Genomic DNA, 19615 nt, shown 5'->3' with positions numbered 1-19615 from the left:
GCGCTGTGAGAGGGTCAGGGTGGGAGTATGGCGTTCACTTCTTGCCGAAGATGCCGCCCAGCACGCCGCGCAGGATCTGCCGGCCCGCCGAGGCGCCCAGGCTGCGCACGGCGGACTTGGCCATGGTCTGCACCAGCCCGTCGCGCTTGCCGCCGCGCGGGCCGGTGCTGCCGAACAGGATCTCGTTGAGGGCGCTGCCGCTGCTGCTGCTGCCGCCGCCGGCCGGCGCGGCGCCGGGCGCAGGCGCGGCCGGTGCCGCGGCGGCGCGGCCCTTGAGCACTTCGTAAGCCGATTCGCGGTCCACCGCCTTCTCGTAGACGCCGGCCACCAGTGAGCCGCCGATCAGCGCCTGGCGCTGCTGCGGCGTGACCGGGCCGATCTGGCTGCCGGGGGGCACGACGTAGGCGCGCTCGGTTTCGCCCGGGCGGCCCTTCTCGTCGAGCAGGCTGACCAGCGCCTCGCCTACGGCCAGCTCGGTGATGGCGCGCTCGATGTCCAGCCCCGGCTTGGCACGCATGGTGGTGGCCGTGGCCTTGACCGCCTTCTGGTCGCGCGGCGTGAAGGCGCGCAGCGCGTGCTGCACCCGGTTGCCGAGCTGGGCGAGCACCGTGTCGGGGATGTCCAGCGGGTTCTGGGTGACAAAGTACACGCCCACGCCCTTGGATCGCACTAGGCGCACCACCAGTTCGATGCGCTCCAGCAGCACCTTGGGGGCGTCGTTGAACAGCAGGTGGGCCTCGTCGAAGAAGAAGACGAGCTTGGGCTTCTCGGGGTCGCCGATCTCGGGCAGGTGCCCGAACAGCTCCGACAGCAGCCACAGCAGGAAGGTGGCGTAGAGCCGCGGCGCGTCGAGCAGCTTGTCGGCCGCGAGGATGTTGACCACGCCCTGGCCGTGGGAGGTCTGGAGCAGGTCGGCGATGTCGAGCATCGGCTCGCCGAAGAACCGGTCGCCGCCCTGCTGCTCGATCTGCAGCAGCCCGCGCTGGATGGCGCCGATGCTGGCGGCGCTGATGTTGCCGTACTCGGTGGTGAACTGCTTCGCGTTGTCGCCCACGTGCTGGAGCATGGCCCGCAGATCCTTCAGGTCCAGCAGCAGCAGGCCGTTGTCGTCGGCGATCTTGAAGACCAGGTTGAGCACGCCGGCCTGGGTGTCGTTCAGGTTGAGCATGCGCGCGAGCAGCAGCGGCCCCATGTCGGAGACGGTGGCGCGCACCGGATGGCCCTGTTCGCCGAACACGTCCCAGAGCGTGACCGGGCAGGCCAGCGGCTCGGGCGCCGGCAGGCCGCGCTCGGCCAGCGTGGCCGCGAGCTTGGCGCCGATAGCGCCGGCCTGGCTGATGCCGGTGAGGTCGCCCTTGATGTCGGCCAGGAAGACCGGCACGCCGATCTTCGAGAAGCCTTCGGCCAGGGTCTGGAGCGTGACGGTCTTGCCGGTGCCGGTGGCCCCGGTGACCAGGCCGTGGCGGTTGACCAGGGCCGGCAGCAGCAGGCATTCGACGGCGCCATTCCTGGCGACAAGGATCGGTTCGGCCATACAGGTTCCCGTGGTGCGGGCAAAAGTAAAATCCGGGTTGATTAAATCAGACTCGACAAGGAAAGTGCCATGGCTGGACACAGCAAATGGGCCAACATTCAGCACCGCAAGGGTCGCCAGGACGAGAAGCGCGGCAAGATCTGGACCCGCGTGATCCGTGAAATCATGGTGGCCGCCCGCGCCGGCGGCGGCGACCTGTCGGCCAACCCCCGCCTGCGCCTGGCGGTGGACAAGGCCAAGGCGGCCAACATGCCGGCCGACACCATCAAGCGCAACATCGACAAGGCCACCGGCAACCTCGAAGGCGTGAGCTACGAGGAGATCCGCTACGAGGGCTACGGCATCGGCGGCGCGGCCATCATCGTCGATACGGTGACCGACAACCGCGTGCGCACCGTGGCCGAGGTGCGCCACGCCTTCAGCAAGTACGGCGGCAACCTGGGCACCGAGGGCTCGGTGGCCTTCCAGTTCAAGCACGTGGGCCAGCTGGTGTTCGCCCCGGGCACGCCCGAGGACACGGTGTTCGAGGTCGCGCTGGAGGCCGGCGCCGACGACGTGGTCGCCGACGACGAAGGCGCCATCGAGGTGCTGACGCCGCCGGCCGCCTTCGAGGCGGTCCGGGCCGCGCTCGAAGCCGCCGGCTTCGAGCCTGCCGCCGCCGAGGTGACCTGGCGCGCCGAGAACACGATCGAGCTGGCCGGCGAGGACGCCGAGCGCATGCAGAAGCTGCTGGACGTCCTGGAAGACCTGGACGACGTGCAGGAAGTCTTCCACAACGCGAGTTTGTAAACCATGAGCCCCCACTCTCCGCACTGCGCGTCGTCGCTGCCCCCCGAGGGGGCCGGCCGCCTCCTAGAGACGGCTCGTTGGAGGCCGCGATGAAAGTCCTCGTCATCGGCGGCGGTGGCCGCGAACACGCGCTCGCGTGGAAGCTCGGCCGGTCGCCCAGGGTCAGCCGCGTCTACGTGGCGCCGGGCAACGGCGGCACCGCGCTGTCGGAGCGCTTCGACAACATCGACATCACCGAGCCCGCCGCGCTGCGCGCCTGGGCCGAAGAGCAGAAGATCGCGCTGACCGTCGTCGGCCCCGAGGCGCCGCTGGCCGCCGGCGTGGTCGACGAGTTCCGCAACCACGGCCTGCGCATCTTCGGGCCCACGAAGGCCGCCGCCCAGCTCGAAAGCTCCAAGGCCTTCTCCAAGGCCTTCATGGCCCGCCACGGCATTCCCACGGCCGGGTACCAGACCTTCACCGACCCGGCGCTGGCCCATGCCTACGTGGACGAGAAGGGTGCTCCCATCGTCGTCAAGGCCGACGGCCTGGCGGCGGGCAAGGGCGTGGTCGTGGCAACCACCCTGGCCGAGGCGCACCAGGCCATCGACTTCATGCTGGAGGGCAACAGGTTCGGCGTGGTCCACAACGCGGGCGGCGCCCGCGTGGTGATCGAGGAGTTCCTGCAAGGCGAGGAAGCCTCCTTCATCGTGCTGTGCGACGGCAAGAACGTGACCGCGCTGGCCACCAGCCAGGACCACAAGCGCCTGCTGGACGGCGACCAGGGTCCGAACACCGGCGGCATGGGCGCCTACTCGCCCGCGCCGGTGGTCACCGCCGATGTGCATGCCCGGGCCATGCGCGAGATCATCCTGCCGACCATCCGCGGCATGGAGAAGGACGGCATCCCGTACACCGGCTTCCTCTATGCCGGCCTGATGATCGACGCCCAGGGCCGCCCGAAGACGCTGGAGTTCAACTGCCGCATGGGCGACCCGGAAACCCAGCCGATCCTGCTGCGCCTCAAGAGCGACCTGTCGGACGTGCTGGCCGCCGCGGCCGATGGCAGGCTCGATCAGGTCGAGCTGCAGTGGGACCGCCGCACCGCGCTCGGCGTGGTGATCGCCGCCCACGGCTATCCGCTGGACCCGCGCAAGGGCGACGTCATCAACGGCCTGCTGGCCGAGGCTGACGACGCCGTGGTCTTCCATGCCGGCACCGCGCTGCGCGAGGACGGCAAGCTGGTCACCAGCGGCGGCCGCGTGCTCTGCGTGACCGTGCTGGCCGACAACGTGCGCCAGGCCCAGCAGCGGGCCTACGATGTGGCGCGCGGCATCCATTTCGACGGTGCGCAGTACCGGCGCGACATCGGCTTCCGTGCGGTGAAAGGCTGATCCTTGCCAGCCGCCATGACAACCCCCACCCCTGCGGATCCGCAGGCCGCCGAGGTCCGCGCCTGGCTCGAAGGCCTGCAGCGGCGCATCACCGATGCCGTCGCCGCGGTGGAAGCGGAGGCGGGCGGCGCTGCCCGCTTCGTCGTCGATCCGTGGGCCAAGGCGCCCGGCGAGCCACTGCAGGGCGACGGCGTCACCCGCATCCTCGAAGGCGGCGCCGTGTTCGAGCGCGCGGGCTGCGGCTTCTCGCACGTGCGCGGCGCGCGCCTGCCCCCCTCGGCCACGCAGCACCGGCCCGAACTGGCCGGCGCGCCGTTCGAGGCGATGGGCGTGTCGCTGGTGTTCCACCCGCGCAGCCCCTACGTGCCCACGGTGCACATGAACGTGCGCATGATCGCCGCGCTGCCCGCGGGCCGCGCGGCGGTGCGCTGGTTCGGCGGCGGCATGGACCTCACGCCGTACTACGGCTTCGAGGAGGATGCGGTGCACTTCCACACGGTCTGCCGCGATGTGCTGGCGCCGTTCGGCGAGGGCCTGTACCCGCGCTTCAAGGACTGGTGCGACGAGTACTTCCACCTGAAGCACCGCGACGAGCAGCGCGGTGTCGGCGGCATCTTCTTCGACGACTTCTCCGAGCTGGGCCAGGCCGGCAGCCTCGCGATGACGCAATCGGTCGGCGATGCCTTCCTCCGCGCCTACCTGCCGATCGTGCAGCGCCGCCGGCACCAGGCCTGGGGCGAGCGCGAGCGCGAATTCCAGCTCTACCGGCGCGGCCGCTACGTCGAGTTCAACCTCGTCTGGGACCGCGGCACGCACTTCGGCCTGCAGTCGGGCGGCCGCACCGAGTCGATCCTGCTGTCGATGCCGCCGCTGGCCGCCTGGGCCTACCGGCGTCCGGTGGAAGAGGGCTCGCCCGAGGCCGAACTGACGCGCCGCTTCCTCGTGCGCCGCGCATGGGTGTGAGCGCGCCGGTCCGGCGCATCGGCCTCTTCGGCGGCGCCTTCGATCCGCCGCACCTGGCGCACCGGGCGCTGGTGCAGGCGGCGTTGCAGCAGCTCGCGCTGGACCGCCTGCACGTCGTGCCGACCGGCCAGGCCTGGCACAAGGCGCGCACGCTGAGCCCGGCGGCCGAGCGGCTCGCGATGGCGCGGCTGGCATTCGGCGACCTGCCGGGCGTGGTGGTCGACGATCGCGAGATCCGCCGCGACGGCCCCAGCTACACCATCGACACGCTGGAGGAGCTGCAGGCCGAGCATCCGCGGGCCCAGCTGTTCCTCGTGATCGGCGCCGACCAGGCGGCGGCGCTCGGCAGCTGGCACCGGGCGGCCGACATCGTGCGCATCGCTATAATTTCGGTCGCTGCGCGGGCCGTACGGCCCGGCGCCGCGAATGCCTCCGTCGCCCCGTCGCTGGGCGCACGCCAAATCCCGCTGCAACTCCCCCCGCTCATCCACAGCGCCACCGACATCCGCGGCCGCGTCGCGGCCGGCCTCGGCATCGACCATGTGGTCGTGCCCGGCGTTGCGCGCTATATTGAACAACACCACCTCTACACGATCGCCTGATGACGACCAACGCCACCAAGTCCGAGGCCGCTGCCAAGAAAGACATCCAGAAGCTCCAGCGCGCCATCGTCGATGGACTGGAAGACGTGAAGGCCCAGGACATCCAGGTCTTCAACACCGAGCAGCTCTCGCCGCTGTTCGAGCGCGTGATCGTCGCCTCCGGCACCTCCAACCGCCAGACCAAGGCGCTGGCCTCCAGCGTGCGCGACGCCGTGCGCGAGGCGGGCTTCGCCAAGCCGCGCACCGAGGGCGAGGACAACGGCGAGTGGATCATCGTCGACTGCGGTTCGGCCGTGGTCCACGTCATGCAGCCGGCCATCCGCCAGTACTACCGCCTCGAAGAGATCTGGGGCGCCACGCCGGTGCGCCTGAAGGGCCCGGCCGTGTCCAGGAGGACGGCTTCGGACGAAGACGATGCTTCGCCCAGGCCGGCCCGCAAGGCGGCGGCCAGGAAGGCTCCGGCTGCCGCGAAGAAGGCCGCCGGCCGCTCCACCGTGACCAGCGCCTCGGGCCTGCGCACGTCGGACTACCGCAAGCTGCCGGACGCCGTGGAAGAAGAAGCCTCCCAGCCGGCGCGCAAGGCCGCGGCCAGGAAGGTACCTGCGGCGGCCGCGAAGAAGGCCGCAGCCGCCCCCGCCAAGGCACCGGCCCGCAAGACGGCCGCGGGCAGCGCCACCGCTGCCGCAGCCAGGAAGCCGGCAGCCAGGAAAACGCCGGCCAAGACTGTCGTGGTCAACAAGCCGGCCAAGGCTGCTGCCGCCAAGAAGGCACCCGCGGCCGCCAGCAAGGCCCCGGCCCGCAAGGCGCCTGCACGCGCGCGCTGATTCCCGGCCCCCGCCATGCGGCTGCTGATCGTCGCCGTCGGCCAGCGGGTGCCCGACTGGGCGCAGACGGCCTGGGACGACTATGCCAAGCGCTTTCCGCCTGAGCTGCGGGTGGAGCTCAAGGCCGTCAAGACCGAGCCGCGCGGCTCCAAGACGCTCGACACGCTGCTGGCCGCCGAACGTGAGCGCATCGAGGCGGCCATCCCGCGTGGCGCGCGCATCGTCGCGCTGGACGAACGCGGCGCCCACCTGACCACGGCCGCGCTGGCCCAGCGCCTGCGCGGCTGGCAGCTGGAGGGCGACGACGTCGCGCTCGTCATCGGCGGGCCCGACGGCTTGCAGCCGGCCTTCCGCGACGCTGCGCACGAGCGCATCCGGCTGTCCGACATGACCTTGCCGCATGTTTTTGCCCGCATACTCCTGGTAGAACAGCTCTACCGTGCTTGGTCCATCAACGCAGGCCATACATACCACAGGGAGTAATCCGCCAAGCTGCGTCGCAGGCCCCCTCTTTCTGGTGTGTGAAGGGGGAGCGACGCCAGCGCGGCGGGGCGGCCCTTGCGCGGCGGCTGCTGGCTTGGGTGGCACCAGTTTCAACGATCGTGCCCTATGACCCGACCCGACTTCGTCTATCTCGCCTCCCAGAGCCCGCGCCGCCGCCAGCTGCTGGAGCAGCTCGGCGTGCGCCATGAACTGCTGCTGCCCAATGCCGACGGCGATATCGCCGAGGATGCCGAGGCCATCGAGGAAGTGCTCGGCGGCGAATCGCCCGCGACCTACGTGGCGCGCGTCACCGGGCTCAAGCTCGATGCGGCCGCGGCCCGCCGCGTGCGCCGCGGGTTGCCGCCGGCGCCGGTCCTGTGCTCCGACACCACCGTGGCGCTTGGCCGGCGCATCTACGGCAAGCCCCAGGACGCAGCCGATGCCGCACGCATGCTGCGCGAGCTCTCGGGCACCACGCACCGCGTGCTGACCGCCGTCGCGGTGCAGCAGGGGCGCAGGCGCTTCGCAGCGGTCAGCGTCTCGCGCGTGCGCTTCGCCGGACTGTCGGCCGCGCAGATCCGTGCCTACGTCGCCAGCGGCGAGCCGATGGGCAAGGCAGGAGCCTATGCGGTGCAGGGCAGGGCGGCCGCCTGGATCGAGCACATCGCGGGCAGCTATTCGGGCATCATGGGCCTGCCGGCCTTCGAGACGGCGCAGCTCCTGCGCGCGGCCGGCATCAAGGTCTAAATGCAGCACGACATCCTCATCAACTGGTCGCCGCAGGAGACCCGCGTGGCCGTCATCGAGAACGGCGCGGTGCAGGAACTGCACCTGGAGCGCACGCTCGAACGCGGCCGCGTCGGCAACGTCTACCTCGGCAAGGTCTCGCGCGTGCTGCCGGGCATGCAGTCGGCCTTCATCGAGATCGGCCTGGAGCGCGCGGCCTTCCTGCACGTGGCCGACGTCTGGCAGCGCCAGGAGGGCGGCGAGCCGCCGGGCTGGGCCCGCAAGGGCGAGCCGCAGGTGCCGATCGAAAAGCAGGTGTTCGAAGGCCAGGCGCTCATGGTGCAGGTCATCAAGGACCCGATCGGCACCAAGGGTGCGCGGCTGTCCACCCAGATCAGCATCGCCGGGCGGCTGCTGGTCTTCCTTCCGCAGGACGACCACATCGGCGTGTCGCAGAAGATCCCGCCGGCCGAGCGCGACGCGCTGCGCGCCCGGCTGCAGACCCTGGCCGGCGACAAGGCGGCCGGCGGAGGCGGCGGCTTCATCCTGCGCACGAACGCGGAAGATGCCTCGGACGCGGAACTGGCCGAGGACATCGCCTACCTGCGCAAGACCTGGGCGCGCATCCGGGAGGCTGCGCTCAGGCGCCCGGCCGGCTCGCTGCTGCACGAGGACCTGAACCTGCTCCAGCGCGTGCTGCGCGACCTGGTGGCCGAGGACACGCAGACCATCCGCATCGACTCGCGCGAGCAGTACGACCGGCTGCGCGACTTCGCCCGCGAATTCATGCCGGCCAGCGCGGCGCGCCTGCAGCTCTACAAGGGCGAGCGGCCGATCTTCGACCTGTATTCGGTGGACGAGGAGATCGCCCGCGCGCTCGGCCGGCGGGTCGACCTGAAGTCCGGCGGCTACCTGATCGTCGACCAGACCGAGGCGCTGACCACGATCGACGTGAACACCGGCGGCTACGTCGGCGCGCGCAACTTCGACGACACCATCTTCAGGACCAACCTGGAGGCGGCGCAGGCCATCGCGCGCCAGCTGCGGCTGCGCAACCTGGGCGGCATCATCGTGGTGGACTTCATTGACATGGTGCGCGAGGACCACCAGGCCGCGGTGCTGTCCGAATTCCGCAAGCAGCTTGCGCGCGACCGGGTCAAGACCACGATGTCCGGCGGCTTCTCGCAGCTCGGCCTGGTCGAGATGACGAGGAAGCGCACCCGCGAATCGCTGGCCCACCAGCTCTGCGAGCCCTGCGAGGCCTGCGGCGGCGCCGGCCAGGTCAAGACGCCGCGCAGCGTGACCTACGACATCCTGCGCGAGATCCTGCGCGAGGCGCGCCAGTTCAACCCGCGCGAGTTCCGCGTCGTGGCCTCGCCGCGCGTGGTCGAACTTTTCCTCGACGAGGAGAGCCAGCACCTTGCGGGCCTGTCGGACTTCATCGGCAAGCCGATCTCGCTGCAGGCCGAGGCGGCGATGGGTCCGGCGCAGTACGACATCGTGCTGTTCTGATCGGGGGAGGGCGCTGCGGGAGCCCGCCGGCTCAGCCTCTGCGCCGCGGGGCGCCACCCGGTCCGCGCGCCGCTGCACGCCGCCGGCGCAGGCGCGTTCTTGCGCCCCAGACGAGCAATGCCGCCACGGCAAGCACCATCGCCGGCGCCATAGAGGGCTGCACTCTGGCCAGGAAGGGCTTGGCGCCGCCCTGGCGCGCCCGGCGCACGTCCGCTTGCGTCACCTGCACGTCCGGGTTGCCGTATTCCTTCAGTACGCAGTTGGCGATCAGTTCGATCTGCCGGTCGGACAGCGGATTGACGTAGGACTTCCCGTCGAAGCGCGGCATCAGGATTTCATTGCCGCCGACCTTGCGTTCGACGCCGTACAGGATGACGGCGATCAGGTTGTCGGCGCGCGCCGCGCCGGTGGCCGTGTTGTGCGACAGCGAGGGATAGACCTGCCCCGCGCTGCCCTTGCCGTCGGGCGCATGGCAGCTGGCACAGTTCCCGCTGAACAGGGCTTCGCCGGTCTTGAGGCTGTCGCGCTCGCTCTGGCCGTCGCGCCCGCGTAGCCAGGGCTCGCTGCTCCTTTGCGTTCCATGGCCGAAGCGCGGCTTGGCGCCCGCGTCCCTTTCCTCGGAGGCGCGGCCGCCCTCCTGTCCCGGCACGGTGCGCAGGTAGGCGATGATGGCGTCGATGTCCTCGTCGCGCAGGTACTGCAAGCTGTTGGTGACCGCTTCGGCCATGGCGCCGGCGGCCTGGCCCTTGCCTTCCGCGCGGCCGGTCTTGAGGTATTCCCGCAGCTCGGCGTTGCTCCAGGCGCCCACGCCGTGCACGGGATCGGCCGTGATGTCGGGCGCCCACCACGGCCCCAGCGGCGCGCCGGTCAGCGCCGCGCTGTTCCTCTGCGCCATCAGGAAATTGCGCGGCGTGTGGCAGGTGCCGCAGTGGGCCAGGCCGTTGACCAGGTAGTTGCCGCGGTTGACCTGCGGGCTCTGGCCCGGATCGGGCTGGAACGGTTTGCGGTCGACGAACACCAGGTTCCACAGCGCCATCACCGGACGGATGTTGAACGGGAACGGCAGCCGGGTGCCCGCCGCCGGCGCGTCCACCGGCGCCACGCCTTGCTGGAAGTAGACGTACAGGTCGTGCACGTCCTCGTCGGTCATCCTGGCGTAGCTCGTGTACGGCATGGCCGGGTACAGCCGGCCGCCGTCGGCGCGCACGCCCTCGCGCAGCGCGCGGGCGAACTGCGGCTCGGTGTAGTTGCCGATGCCCGCCGTCTTCGACGGCGTGATGTTGGTGGCGAAGATCGTTCCCAGCGGCGACTCGATGCCGTAGCCGCCGGCGAACGGCTTGCCGCGCGGCGCCGTGTGGCAGGCGGCGCAGTCCGCCGCGACCGCCAGATAGCGGCCGCGGTCGAGCGTGCCCCGATCGCCCTGTCCGGCCGCACCCGCCGGCATCGGCGGCTTGTCCAGCGATTGCGTCTGTGCCATGGCCGGCATGGCGCGCAGCGCGCCGCACAGCGCCAGCAGCGCGGCGGTTGCGCATGAATGCTGCAGCGGCGTCTTCATGTGCGCTGCCGTGCCAGCGAGCGGGCGATGTCGTCGGCCGCGCGCAGGCCCAGGGCGGCCATGCTCAGCGTGCTGTTGACCACGCTGGCGGAGGGCATCGCACCGCCGCCGGGCAGCCACAGGTTGGCATGGTCGTGGGCGCGGCAGTTGCCGTCGACCACCGAGTCGCGGGGATCGCTGCCCATGATGGTGCCGCCCATGATGTGGTTGTTGGCATTGAGGCTCTGCGTGATGTTGAACTCCACCGCGCCGAACAGGCTGCCGATGTGTTCGAGCTGCTTTTTCGCCGCCTCCGCCCCCTTGCGCACGTAGTCGCCCACGTCGTAGTAGATGTCCGGGCAGGCCAGGCCCAGGGGATCGCGGCGTGTCGTGCTCAGCGTCAGGCGGTTGTGCTGCCCGGGCAGCGGCTCCAGGCTGATCGAGAAATCCACGCCGAAGATCGCGCGCCGGCGGATCTCCTCGTCCAGCGCCTTGCCCACCAGCCCCATCTTCAGCGCCTGCTGCGTGGCCGGCGCGACGCGGCTGATGTTGTTGAGGATCATCTTGTTGGCCGAGTATTCGGAGCGGAAGGCGCCGTCGCGCGGCCCGACCAGGCAACTGCTCTGCGCCGGCCCGCGGCCGGTCCAGATCGGCTCGCGCGCGAGGAAGGTGCAGTGGAAGCCCGAATGGTCCATCATGTTGCGCCCGACCTGGTCCGACGAATTGGCGATGCCGCGCGGGTTGGCCGCGTTGGCCGCCAGCAGCAGCAGCCGCGGCGTCTCCACGCCGTTGCAGGCCAGCACGAACATGCGCCCCCGGGCTTGGTGCGACTGCCGCCGGGCGTCGTACCAGTGCACGGCCGTCACGCGGTTGCCGGCGTCGGTGTCGAGCCTGTAGACCACCGCCTGGGCCAGCACCTTGGCCCCCTTCTCCTCGGCGTACTGCACATGGTGGATGCCGTTGTACATCGCGCCGATGGGGCAGATCGGCTGGCAGTTGTTGTTGCCGCAGCAGGTGGGCCGGCCGCGCCAGGGCCGCGTGCTGCGGCCCTGCGGAATCGGCACCGAGCGGTAGCCGTGCGGATTGACGATCTCGGCCACGCGCCGGTCGCCATGGTTCCACGGCACCATGTCCATCGGGTACGGCCTGCTGCGCTCGGCAGGCGACTGCAGCGCCGGGTCGTTCGGCCCGGCCACGCCCATTTCCTCCTCGGCGCGGCAGTAATAGGGCTCCAGTTCTTCGTAGCTGATCGGCCAGTCGCGCCCCACACCATAGGTGGAGCGCATCTTCAGGTCCACCGGCAGATGGCGCCAGCAGGATGCGGCCCAGTGCCAGGTGGTGCCGCCCACCGCACGCAGGTAGCCCTGCTGGAAGCCCGCGCCGTCCGGCCCCGACAGGCCGACGTAGTTGTTCTTGGGAAAGTAGAGCGGCGCCGGCGCCAGCGGCGACTGCGGATACAACCCCTGGTAATCGGAGCCGAGCCGGTTCTCGAAAGGCATGTTGCGCCAGTTCTCGACCACCTGGCCGCGGTCCAGGCGCAGCCCGTAATCGAGCATGAGCACCGCATGGCCGGCGCCTGCCAGCTGGTCGGCGATCATCGCGCCGACCACACCGGTGCCGACGATCACCACGTCGGCCTGCGCGTCGCCGTTGGCGTCGAACGTCACTGCGCGAGCGCCTGCCTTGCCTGCTGCCACGGTGTCACCTCTGCCTTGCGGCGGTCATGGGCGGGTTGAATTCTTCGGTTCGGGAATGCCGGTGGTCGCCGGCGGCGGCGCCTTGGACACCTCCGGCGCGGAGACGCCGGCCTCGGGCGGCGCCTTCGTCCACCACTGCGGACCGTAGTTGCAATAGGTGGGCACCACCTGGCCGTCCGCGACGGTGCGGTACATCAGCGCCTCGGCATACGACACCACGGCGGCATCCTTGCCGGCGCCTACCGTGCCCGTGTACCAGGCCGACACCACGGCCAGCGCCAGATCGCGCAGCCCCGCGTCGCCCGCGGCCGCGAGCAGCGCTGCGGCAGCAGGCAGCGGCTGCGTCCCGCCGGGCCCGGTCAGCGTGGCAAGGTGGTCGTCGAAGGCGGGGAATTGCCGCCGCAGCGCCGCCTCGATGCGCGCGCCGGTGACCGCATCGAGGTCGGCATGCTCGGTGATGCCCTGGGAGAAGCGCATGAACCTCGGCGATACCTCCCGAGTCGGCCATCCCGTCGCCGGGGCGGCCTGCGATGGCGTCTGGGCGATGCCTGCGGCCAGCGTTGCGCGCCACAGCGGAGTGCTCCACCACCGGCCCGTGGCGAGCACGGCCACGCCGGCCAGAAGCCGGCGGCGGTTGGCCGACGAAGGAGAGGGTTTGCGGGGCATTCTCGTTCTGTGCAAACGACAGCAGGGAGCATCCCCGCCGGCAGCCACCAGACGATCGGCGCCTGCCTGCACGCCTGCGGGCCGGGCCGGTTCCCTTGTCGATGTAGGACGGCGCGGATTCGCGCCGGCGTGCCGCGCGGCGAAAAGCAGCGTCGGAGGAAGCGGCGCGGCCAGCCGGCCCCGCCGCAGACCGGCTTCCTTCTTCTCTTCAGTAGATGGCGGGTTCGCCGGACGACGGCCTGCCGGCAGTCCGCAGGAAGTCCATGTCGCAGCCCTGGTCGGCCTGCAGGATGTGCTCGGTGAACATCGCGCCGTAGCCGCGTTCGAAGCGCGCCGGCGGTGCCTGCCAGCGGGCGCGGCGGCGCGCGATCTCCTCGTCGCTCACCGCCCAGTGGATGCGCCGGCCCGGCACGTCCACCGTGATGGTGTCGCCGGTCTCGACGAGCGCAAGGTTGCCGCCGACGAAGGCCTCGGGCGCGACGTGCAGCACGCAGGCGCCGTAGCTGGTGCCGCTCATGCGCGCATCGCTGATGCGCAGCATGTCGCGCACGCCCTGCTTCACCAGCTTCAGCGGCACCGGGACCATGCCCCACTCGGGCATGCCCGGCCCGCTCCGGGGGCCGGCGTTGCGCAGCACGATGACGTGGTCCTCGGTCACGTCGGCCTCGGGATCGTCGAGCATCGTTTTGAGGCTCGGATAGTCGTCGAACACCAGCGCCGGGCCGCTGTGGCGCAGGAACTTCTCGCTCATGGCGCTGGGCTTGATGACGCAGCCGTCGGGCGCGAGGTTGCCGCGCAGCACGGCCAGCGAGCCTTCGGCATAGACCGGCCGGTCCAGCGGCCGGATCACCTCGTCGTTGTAGACCGTGGCTGCCGCGATGTTCTGGCCGATGGTGGTGCCGGCCACGGTGCGCTCGTCCAGGTGCAGGTGCGGCGCCAGGCGCTGCATCAGCGCCGGCAGGCCGCCGGCGTAGTGGAAGTCCTCCATCAGATAGGCGCTGGTGCCGTTGGGCCGGATGTTGGCGATCACCGGCACCTCGCGGCTGAAGCGGTCGAAGTCCTCCAGCCCCACGTCGTAGCGCCCGGCGCGGCGGGCCATGGCGATCACGTGGATGATGGCGTTGGTCGAGCAGCCCATCGCCATCGCGACCGTGATGGCGTTGAGAAACGCGTTGCGGGTCTGGATGGCGGCCGGGCGCAGGTCCTCGCGCACCAGCGCCACGATGCGCCGGCCGGCCTCGGCGCTCAGGCGCTGGTGGCCGGCATCGACCGCCGGCACGCTCGAAGCGCCGGGCAGCGCCATGCCCAGCGCTTCGGCGATCGCGGTCATGGTGCTGGCCGTGCCCATGGTCATGCACGTGCCGGGGCTGCGCGCGATGCCGCTGATGACCGCGTCCCAGGCTTCCTCGGTCAGGATGCCGGCGCGCCGGTCGTCCCAGTGCTTGAAGGCGTCCGAGCCCGAGCCGAGCGTGGCGCCGCGCGCATTGCCGCGCAGCATCGGCCCGGCCGGCAGGAAGATCGCCGGCACGTCGGCGCTGGTGGCGCCGAGCAGCATGGCCGGCGTGGTCTTGTCGCAGCCGCCCATGAGCACCACGCCGTCGACCGGATAGCAGCGGATCATCTCCTCCACTTCCATCGCCATCAGGTTGCGGTAGAGCAGGGCGGAGGGTTTGACCAGCGCGTCGTTGAGCGACATGGTCGGCATCTCCAGCGGAAAGCCGCCGGCCTGCAGCACGCCGCGCTTGACGTCTTCCACGCGCTGGCGGAAGTGCATGTGGCAGGGGTTGTATTCCGACCAGCTGTTCATGATCGCGATGACCGGCTTGCCTTCCCAGTCGGCGCGGTCGTAGCCCATCTGCATGATGCGGCTGCGGTGGTTGAAGGTGCGGAAGTCGTTGTTGTCCAGCCAGCGCTGGCTGCGCAGTCGTGCGGGTGGGGCCATGTCTCGTTCCTTGTCGTGGGGATGAAAATGGATCAGGGGGTATGGGCCGCTGGTGCTTTCCATGCAACGACTGCCTGGAGCAGCCCCCGGGTGTATCCGAGCGCGAAGGACATGAAGCGTTCGCGGCCCTCGTCGATGTCGCTGACCGGCACGTGGTCGGGGCACAGCGGGCCGCGGTAGCCGCCGCGCTAGTAGGCGCGCAGGGCTTCGAGCATGTCCACGTCGCCCTCGTCGGGGAAGACCTCCTGGAAGTCGAGGTAGCCGCCGCGGATGTTGCGGAAGTGGACCATGAAGATCCGGCCGGTGGATGCGAACTCCTCGATCACCGGGACCATGTGGCGGCCCGGCTCGCGGAACATCTCGGCCACCGTGCCCTGGCAGAAGTTCAGACCGTGGTTCGGGCTGGACGACAGCGCGAGGAAGCGGCGGATGCCGTCGGCCGAGCCGACCACGTGCTCGATGCCGTTGAGCCCGCCGACGGGGTAGGCCGGGTCGTGCGGATGGCAGGCCAGGCGCACGCCGGCGGCATCGGCCGCCGGGACAAGGCCTTCGACCAGGAACTCGATCGCGTTCCACCCGGCCTGCGCGGTCACCGGAGGCACCTCGCGCGCCATCTTCTGGCCGCACAGCGCGGCCGATGCGCTGCCGCCCTCGTCCTGGTTGCTCGGGTAGCCGACGCCCCAGTACGAATGCTTGCGGTCGTCCTCGGGCCGGTACTCGGCATGGACGAAGCTGGAGTTGCGCGCGCCGCCGCGGCCCGGCTTGAGCGCGGTGCGGGTGATGCCCACCATCTGCACGTTGTACTTGAGGCAGGTGATGCCGGCGTCGGCCGCCTTGCGGATGTTGTCGGCCAGCACGTCGCGCTGGCGGCGCGCGCTGTCGATGTCGACCAGCGAGTCGAGCAGGATGGAGCCGACGTCGAGCGCGAAGACGTCGATCTTCAGGCCGAAGCCTTCGACCCATCGGCGGTAGTCGCGCAGCCTGGCGGCGTCCCAGGCGGTCACGCCGCCCTGGGCCGACACCAGTTCGGTGCCGCGGTTGTCGAGCACGACGTGCTCGACGCCCAGCTGGGTGGAGAGTCGCAGCCGGCGTTCATCGGGGTTGAGGAGTTGTTCGCTGATGTACACGGGCGATGTTTCGGGACATGTCGATGGACACGTGTCCATTATGGAGGCCGCGGCACCGGCGGCAAGCCGGGAAGCGCCGGCCCGGCCGCCTGCTGCGCCACAATTCCCACGGGCTGGAACAACCCGGGACCGCATGGCGCCCCTTCGGCCCGCGGCTTTCCGCCAGCGCCTACCGTTCGACCCGCCATGCCTTCCAACCCTTCTTCCGGCCGCGTCCGCATGAGCGACGTGGCCCGCGCCGCCGGCGTGGCCCGCGTCACCGTCTCGCGGGTGCTCAGCGACCCCGGCAGCGTGGCGCCCGAGACCCGCGCGGCGGTCCTCGCGGCCGTAGCGCGCCTGGGCTACGTGCCCAACCTCAACGCCGGCACGCTGGCGTCGAGCCGCTCGCGCATCGTCGGCGCGATCCTGCCCACGCTCTCCAATGCCTGGTTCGCCGAGACGGTCGACGGGCTGTCGGTCGCGCTGTCGCAGGCCGGCTACCAGTTGCTCGTCGGCCAGACCCGCTACGACGACGCGGAAGAGGAGCGGCTGGTCGGCGCCTTCGTCGGCCGCCGCGTCGAGGCCATGGTGCTGGTCGGCACGACGCATGCGCCGGCCGTGTGCGAACGGCTGCGGCGGGCCGCCGTGCCGGTCGTCGAATGCTGGGACCTGAGCGATGCGCCGATCGACATGGTGGTCGGCTTCTCCAACCGCGCCGCCGGCATGGCCGTGGGCCGCCACCTGTGGGCGCGCGGCTGCCGGCAGCTGGCCTTCGTCGGCTCGGAGGAGGGCCGCTCGCGCCAGCGGCTGCAGGGCCTGCGCGAGGCGGTCCGGGCCGAGGGCGGCGATGGCGAGGCGGTAGCGGTGCACCTGGTGCAGCCGCCGTCCTCCATCGCCGACGGTGCCGGTGCGGTCGCGCAGTTGCTCGCCGGGCGGCCCGGCATCGACGGGGTCTTCTGCAGCAACGACACGCTGGCGCTGGGCGTGCTGGACGCCTGCCGCCGCCAGGGCCGGGCGGTGCCCGACCGGCTGGCCGTGGTCGGCTTCTCGGACCTGCCGGTGGCGGCTGTCGCCGTGCCGGCGCTGACCACCGTACGGGTCAACGCCCGGGCGCTGGGCGAGCGCGCCGGCGAACTGCTGCGCGCGCGCCTGCTCGACGGCGGCGCCGCCGCGCCGGCGCCGCAGGTGCACGACCTGGGGTTCGAACTCGTGGTGCGCGAGAGCGCCTGAGCTAGATGGCCAGCTCGAACAGCCGCCCCGACAGCGGCGCATTGGCCAGCGCATCCAGCGCCACCGGCTGGCGCGCCGAGGTCACGTAGAGCCGCCGGCCGTCCGCACCGCCGACCTCCACGCCGGTGGGGCAGGGCACGGGCAGGCCGATCACGCCGTCGAGGCTGCCGTCGGCGGTGATGCGCACCACGCTCCAGCCGTCCTGCAGCGCGGTCCAGATGCCGCCTTCGGCGTCGAAGGCCAGGCCGGCGATGCGGCCCGAGCCCTTGGGCACGGTGGCGAGGCGCCGCACCGCCGTGCTGCCGGGGCGCAGCAACAGGATGCTGCCGGAGGCCGGGGCCGCGGCATAGAGCGTTTCTTCCGCCGCGTTCCAGCGCAGGCAGGAGGCGGGCTCGGCCAGCCGCCACTGCCCCTCCAGCCCCTCCTCCGGGCTCCAGGGGCCGATGGCGCTGCCGCCGTCGGGCGTGGCCGCTGCGATCCAGACGCGGCTGCCGCCGGCATCGGCGCAGACGGCCTGGACCGTGCCGTCGAACCAGCCTTCCACCGGCGCGGGAGACGCCGCGCCGCGCGGGTCGACCGTCGCCCGCCACGCCCTGGTCGTGCACCAGCCAGATGCCGCCGTCGGGCCGCGGCAGTAGCCCGGTGATCGGCCGCTCGGCCAGCGCCAGCTGCCGGTCGGCGCCGCCTTCGTCGCAGCCATGCAGCGACGGGGCGAGCGCGTCGGCCCAGAACACAGCGTGCGCCGCCGCGGGCACCAGTGCGGATGCGCGCCGTGGAAGGCCCACTGGCCCGGCACGGCCTGCACCACGGCATCGCCGTCCACCGGGCGGCTGGCCTGCAGCTGCGGGCCCACGCGCCGGGCGGCCTCGGCCACCTCGGGGCCCAGCAGCTCGACGCGCTCGGGCGTGAGCCGCCAGGCCGGGCCGGCCACGCTGATGGCGCCGCGCACGCGGCCCGCCGTGTCCACCACCGGCGCGCCGACACAGCCCACGCCGACCACGATCTCCTCGTCGTCAATCGGATAGCCGCGCGCGGCGGTGATCTTGAGCTCGGCCTGCAGGCGGCGGCGGTCGGCGATGGTGTGCTGCGTCAGCGGCTTGGGCGTGACGTCGCGCACGATGGCGTCGCGCTCGGCCGGGTCGAGCGCCGACAGGATCGCCTTGCCCTGGCTGGTGCAGTAGACCGGTTTGCGCTGGCCCAGCACCGCGTTGCTGCGCAGGCTGTGCGCGCCGTCGCAGCGCTCCAGGCTCACCACCTCGGCGCCGTCGAGCGCGGTCAGGTACGAGGTCTCGCCGGTCAGGTCGCGCAGCTCCAGCGCGGCGGCGGCCATCAGGTCTGGCATGGTGTAGACCTGGCCCGCCATCTCGAAGCGGCGGAACCCCAGGCAGTACACCCGCCGCAGCGAGTCGCGGCGCACCATGCCGCGGTCCACCAGCGTGGCCAGCAGCCGGTAGGCGGTGGTGCGCGGGATGGCCAGCCGTTCGGCCAGCGCGCTCTGGCTCAGGCCGTGCGGCTCCGAGCCGATGGCGTCGAGGATGTTGAAGGCTTTTTCCAGCGTGTGGCTGCTGTCGCTGGCGCGCGCGGCCGCTGCGGGGCGGGCGGAGGGGGTGTGCATGGCTTTGTCCCGGATATTGGGACTCGCATGGCGCGAGCCCGAGGGCCGCATTTTGATTTCGGAGCGTTTGAAATAGCATGCCTCTCGGTGTTGCGCATGGATATTCACGCCGCCGAAATCCCACTTCCCGGGAATACCTGATGGCCCCCGATGGTCCTGCTACCGCACCTCTGTCCCCTTCACTTCAGCTATTGCCATGACCGCCTCCCCGAACGCCCCGCTCAAGGCGATTCCCCAGCGCGCTCATGCGCCCTTCGTGCCGGATTCGGTGCTCGACCGCCTGGCCCGGGTGACCAGCGGCTCGCTGACCGCGCAGCTCTACACCAAGGGCTTCCGCCAGCCGGTGCTGCATGGCCTGAAGCCGCTCAACAGGAAGATCAAGCCCTTCGCCGGCCGGGCCTACACCATGCGCTTCATCCCGGCGCGCGAGGACGTCGACGTCTACGGCAACCTGACCGTCGAGCCCTCGGCCGACAACCTGCAATGGGTCGGCGTCGAGCAGCTCGAACCGGGCCATGTGCTGGTGATCGACAGCAATAAGGACGGCCGCGCCGCATCGAAGGGCAACATGCTCATCACCCGCATGATGATGCGCGGCGCCCGCGGCGTGGTGACTGACGGCAGCTTCCGCGACGGCACCGAACTGGCCGCGATGGACTTCCCCGTCTGGTCCACCGGCGTCACCGCGACCACCCGCCTGTCGTACCACCATGTGGCCGACCTGAACGTGCCGATCGGCTGCGCCGGCGTGGCCGTCTACCCGGGCGACGTGATCCACGGCGACGGCGACAACATCACCGTGGTGCCGGCGCACCTGGCTGAGGAAATGGCCGACCTGTGCGAAAAGCGCGACGACATCAAGGACTACCTCGCCCTGCGCGTGCAGACCGGCGAGGCGCTCTGGGGCCTGTACCCGCCGAGCGACGCCACGCGCCAGCAGTACAAGGACTGGGTGGCCGCCGGCCGCCCCCCGATCGCCCCGGCGAAGCCCGCCGGTTCGCACTGAACGCCCCCTCCGT

General features: G+C 71.2%; 17 protein-coding genes. 10 read left to right on the top strand and 7 right to left on the bottom strand.

The genetic code is table 11. From position 1 onward, the window contains the following. Positions 1 to 34: 34 nt before the first annotated feature. Positions 35 to 1534, bottom strand: a complete 1500-nt coding sequence (locus GAK38_RS04210) for a helicase HerA-like domain-containing protein (RefSeq protein ID WP_325341718.1) — start codon at positions 1532 to 1534, stop codon at positions 35 to 37. Positions 1535 to 1603: 69 nt separating this feature from the next. Here GAK38_RS04210 and GAK38_RS04205 point away from each other — a divergent pair, with 69 nt between their 5' ends. From GAK38_RS04205 to rng, 8 genes are all read left to right on the top strand, one after another. Next, positions 1604 to 2323 carry a YebC/PmpR family DNA-binding transcriptional regulator gene (locus GAK38_RS04205; RefSeq protein ID WP_325341717.1) on the top strand — a complete coding sequence of 240 codons (720 nt, stop codon included), beginning with the start codon at positions 1604 to 1606 and terminating at the stop codon, positions 2321 to 2323. 89 nt (positions 2324 to 2412) lie between these two features. Further along, positions 2413 to 3696, top strand: coding sequence for a phosphoribosylamine--glycine ligase (gene purD, locus GAK38_RS04200; protein ID WP_325341716.1), 1284 nt, complete (start codon positions 2413 to 2415; stop codon positions 3694 to 3696). Positions 3697 to 3711: 15 nt separating this feature from the next. Further along, the gene (hemF, locus tag GAK38_RS04195) at positions 3712 to 4659 is read left to right on the top strand and encodes an oxygen-dependent coproporphyrinogen oxidase (protein WP_325341714.1); all 948 of its coding nucleotides are present in this window, start codon (positions 3712 to 3714) and stop codon (positions 4657 to 4659) included. Further along, the gene (gene nadD / locus GAK38_RS04190; protein ID WP_325341713.1) at positions 4650 to 5261 is read left to right on the top strand and encodes a nicotinate (nicotinamide) nucleotide adenylyltransferase; all 612 of its coding nucleotides are present in this window, start codon (positions 4650 to 4652) and stop codon (positions 5259 to 5261) included. The genes hemF and nadD overlap by 10 nt, the downstream gene beginning before the upstream one ends. Continuing rightward, a complete protein-coding gene (gene rsfS, locus GAK38_RS04185; RefSeq protein WP_325341711.1) occupies positions 5261 to 6085 on the top strand; it encodes a ribosome silencing factor in 825 nt (274 codons plus the stop codon). Before nadD ends, rsfS begins: the two co-directional genes overlap by 1 nt. 15 nt (positions 6086 to 6100) lie before the next feature. Then, positions 6101 to 6568, top strand: coding sequence for a 23S rRNA (pseudouridine(1915)-N(3))-methyltransferase RlmH (gene rlmH / locus GAK38_RS04180; RefSeq protein WP_325341709.1), 468 nt, complete (start codon positions 6101 to 6103; stop codon positions 6566 to 6568). A gap of 126 nt (positions 6569 to 6694) precedes the next feature. Then, the gene (locus tag GAK38_RS04175; RefSeq protein ID WP_325341707.1) at positions 6695 to 7315 is read left to right on the top strand and encodes a Maf family protein; all 621 of its coding nucleotides are present in this window, start codon (positions 6695 to 6697) and stop codon (positions 7313 to 7315) included. Then, complete coding sequence (gene rng, locus GAK38_RS04170) at positions 7316 to 8806, top strand: ribonuclease G (RefSeq protein ID WP_325341705.1); 1491 nt, start codon at positions 7316 to 7318, stop codon at positions 8804 to 8806. It begins immediately after the preceding gene. Positions 8807 to 8837: 31 nt separating this feature from the next. On the opposite strand, the gene GAK38_RS04165 is transcribed toward rng, so the two are convergent. From GAK38_RS04165 to GAK38_RS04145, 5 genes are all read right to left on the bottom strand, one after another. Then, positions 8838 to 10361 carry a cytochrome c gene (locus tag GAK38_RS04165; RefSeq protein ID WP_325341703.1) on the bottom strand — a complete coding sequence of 508 codons (1524 nt, stop codon included), beginning with the start codon at positions 10359 to 10361 and terminating at the stop codon, positions 8838 to 8840. Beyond that, positions 10358 to 11938, bottom strand: coding sequence for a GMC family oxidoreductase (locus GAK38_RS04160; protein ID WP_325341744.1), 1581 nt, complete (start codon positions 11936 to 11938; stop codon positions 10358 to 10360). Before GAK38_RS04160 ends, GAK38_RS04165 begins: the two co-directional genes overlap by 4 nt. 123 nt (positions 11939 to 12061) lie before the next feature. After that, the gene (locus GAK38_RS04155) at positions 12062 to 12703 is read right to left on the bottom strand and encodes a sugar dehydrogenase complex small subunit (RefSeq protein ID WP_325341701.1); all 642 of its coding nucleotides are present in this window, start codon (positions 12701 to 12703) and stop codon (positions 12062 to 12064) included. Positions 12704 to 12911: 208 nt separating this feature from the next. After that, complete coding sequence (gene araD, locus GAK38_RS04150; RefSeq protein WP_325341699.1) at positions 12912 to 14645, bottom strand: L-arabinonate dehydratase; 1734 nt, start codon at positions 14643 to 14645, stop codon at positions 12912 to 12914. A gap of 188 nt (positions 14646 to 14833) precedes the next feature. Continuing rightward, on the bottom strand, positions 14834 to 15772 hold the full coding sequence (locus GAK38_RS04145) for a mannonate dehydratase (RefSeq protein ID WP_325341697.1): 939 nt from the start codon (positions 15770 to 15772) through the stop codon (positions 14834 to 14836). A gap of 186 nt (positions 15773 to 15958) precedes the next feature. Between GAK38_RS04145 and GAK38_RS04140 the strand changes: the two genes are divergently transcribed. Beyond that, on the top strand, positions 15959 to 16981 hold the full coding sequence (locus tag GAK38_RS04140) for a LacI family DNA-binding transcriptional regulator (RefSeq protein WP_325341695.1): 1023 nt from the start codon (positions 15959 to 15961) through the stop codon (positions 16979 to 16981). Between the two features lies 1 nt (position 16982). Here the strand turns inward: GAK38_RS04140 and GAK38_RS04135 are convergent, their stop codons facing one another. After that, a complete protein-coding gene (locus GAK38_RS04135; protein WP_325341693.1) occupies positions 16983 to 18596 on the bottom strand; it encodes an IclR family transcriptional regulator domain-containing protein in 1614 nt (537 codons plus the stop codon). A gap of 196 nt (positions 18597 to 18792) precedes the next feature. Between GAK38_RS04135 and GAK38_RS04130 the strand changes: the two genes are divergently transcribed. After that, complete coding sequence (locus tag GAK38_RS04130; protein ID WP_325341691.1) at positions 18793 to 19602, top strand: ribonuclease activity regulator RraA; 810 nt, start codon at positions 18793 to 18795, stop codon at positions 19600 to 19602. The last annotated feature ends 13 nt before the right edge of the window (positions 19603 to 19615 follow it).

Origin of the sequence: Xylophilus sp., assembly GCA_009914555.1 — a bacterium.
Classification (GTDB): domain Bacteria; phylum Pseudomonadota; class Gammaproteobacteria; order Burkholderiales; family Burkholderiaceae_C; genus WNDY01.
The sequence above is the reverse complement of the archived record's forward strand: the minus strand, read 5'-3'. Positions and strand labels throughout refer to the sequence as shown.

Excerpts from the sequence above, each read along its gene's own strand:
- GAK38_RS04210 (WP_325341718.1), bottom strand. The coding sequence starts at position 1,534 with ATGGCCGAACCGATCCTTGTCGCCAGGAATGGCGCCGTCGAATGCCTG.
- GAK38_RS04205 (WP_325341717.1), top strand. The coding sequence starts at position 1,604 with ATGGCTGGACACAGCAAATGGGCCAACATTCAGCACCGCAAGGGTCGC.
- purD (WP_325341716.1), top strand. The coding sequence starts at position 2,413 with ATGAAAGTCCTCGTCATCGGCGGCGGTGGCCGCGAACACGCGCTCGCG.
- hemF (WP_325341714.1), top strand. The coding sequence starts at position 3,712 with ATGACAACCCCCACCCCTGCGGATCCGCAGGCCGCCGAGGTCCGCGCC.
- nadD (WP_325341713.1), top strand. The coding sequence starts at position 4,650 with ATGGGTGTGAGCGCGCCGGTCCGGCGCATCGGCCTCTTCGGCGGCGCC.
- rsfS (WP_325341711.1), top strand. The coding sequence starts at position 5,261 with ATGACGACCAACGCCACCAAGTCCGAGGCCGCTGCCAAGAAAGACATC.
- rlmH (WP_325341709.1), top strand. The coding sequence starts at position 6,101 with ATGCGGCTGCTGATCGTCGCCGTCGGCCAGCGGGTGCCCGACTGGGCG.
- GAK38_RS04175 (WP_325341707.1), top strand. The coding sequence starts at position 6,695 with ATGACCCGACCCGACTTCGTCTATCTCGCCTCCCAGAGCCCGCGCCGC.
- rng (WP_325341705.1), top strand. The coding sequence starts at position 7,316 with ATGCAGCACGACATCCTCATCAACTGGTCGCCGCAGGAGACCCGCGTG.
- GAK38_RS04165 (WP_325341703.1), bottom strand. The coding sequence starts at position 10,361 with ATGAAGACGCCGCTGCAGCATTCATGCGCAACCGCCGCGCTGCTGGCG.
- GAK38_RS04160 (WP_325341744.1), bottom strand. The coding sequence starts at position 11,938 with ATGATCGCCGACCAGCTGGCAGGCGCCGGCCATGCGGTGCTCATGCTC.
- GAK38_RS04155 (WP_325341701.1), bottom strand. The coding sequence starts at position 12,703 with ATGCCCCGCAAACCCTCTCCTTCGTCGGCCAACCGCCGCCGGCTTCTG.
- araD (WP_325341699.1), bottom strand. The coding sequence starts at position 14,645 with ATGGCCCCACCCGCACGACTGCGCAGCCAGCGCTGGCTGGACAACAAC.
- GAK38_RS04140 (WP_325341695.1), top strand. The coding sequence starts at position 15,959 with ATGCCTTCCAACCCTTCTTCCGGCCGCGTCCGCATGAGCGACGTGGCC.
- GAK38_RS04135 (WP_325341693.1), bottom strand. The coding sequence starts at position 18,596 with ATGCACACCCCCTCCGCCCGCCCCGCAGCGGCCGCGCGCGCCAGCGAC.
- GAK38_RS04130 (WP_325341691.1), top strand. The coding sequence starts at position 18,793 with ATGACCGCCTCCCCGAACGCCCCGCTCAAGGCGATTCCCCAGCGCGCT.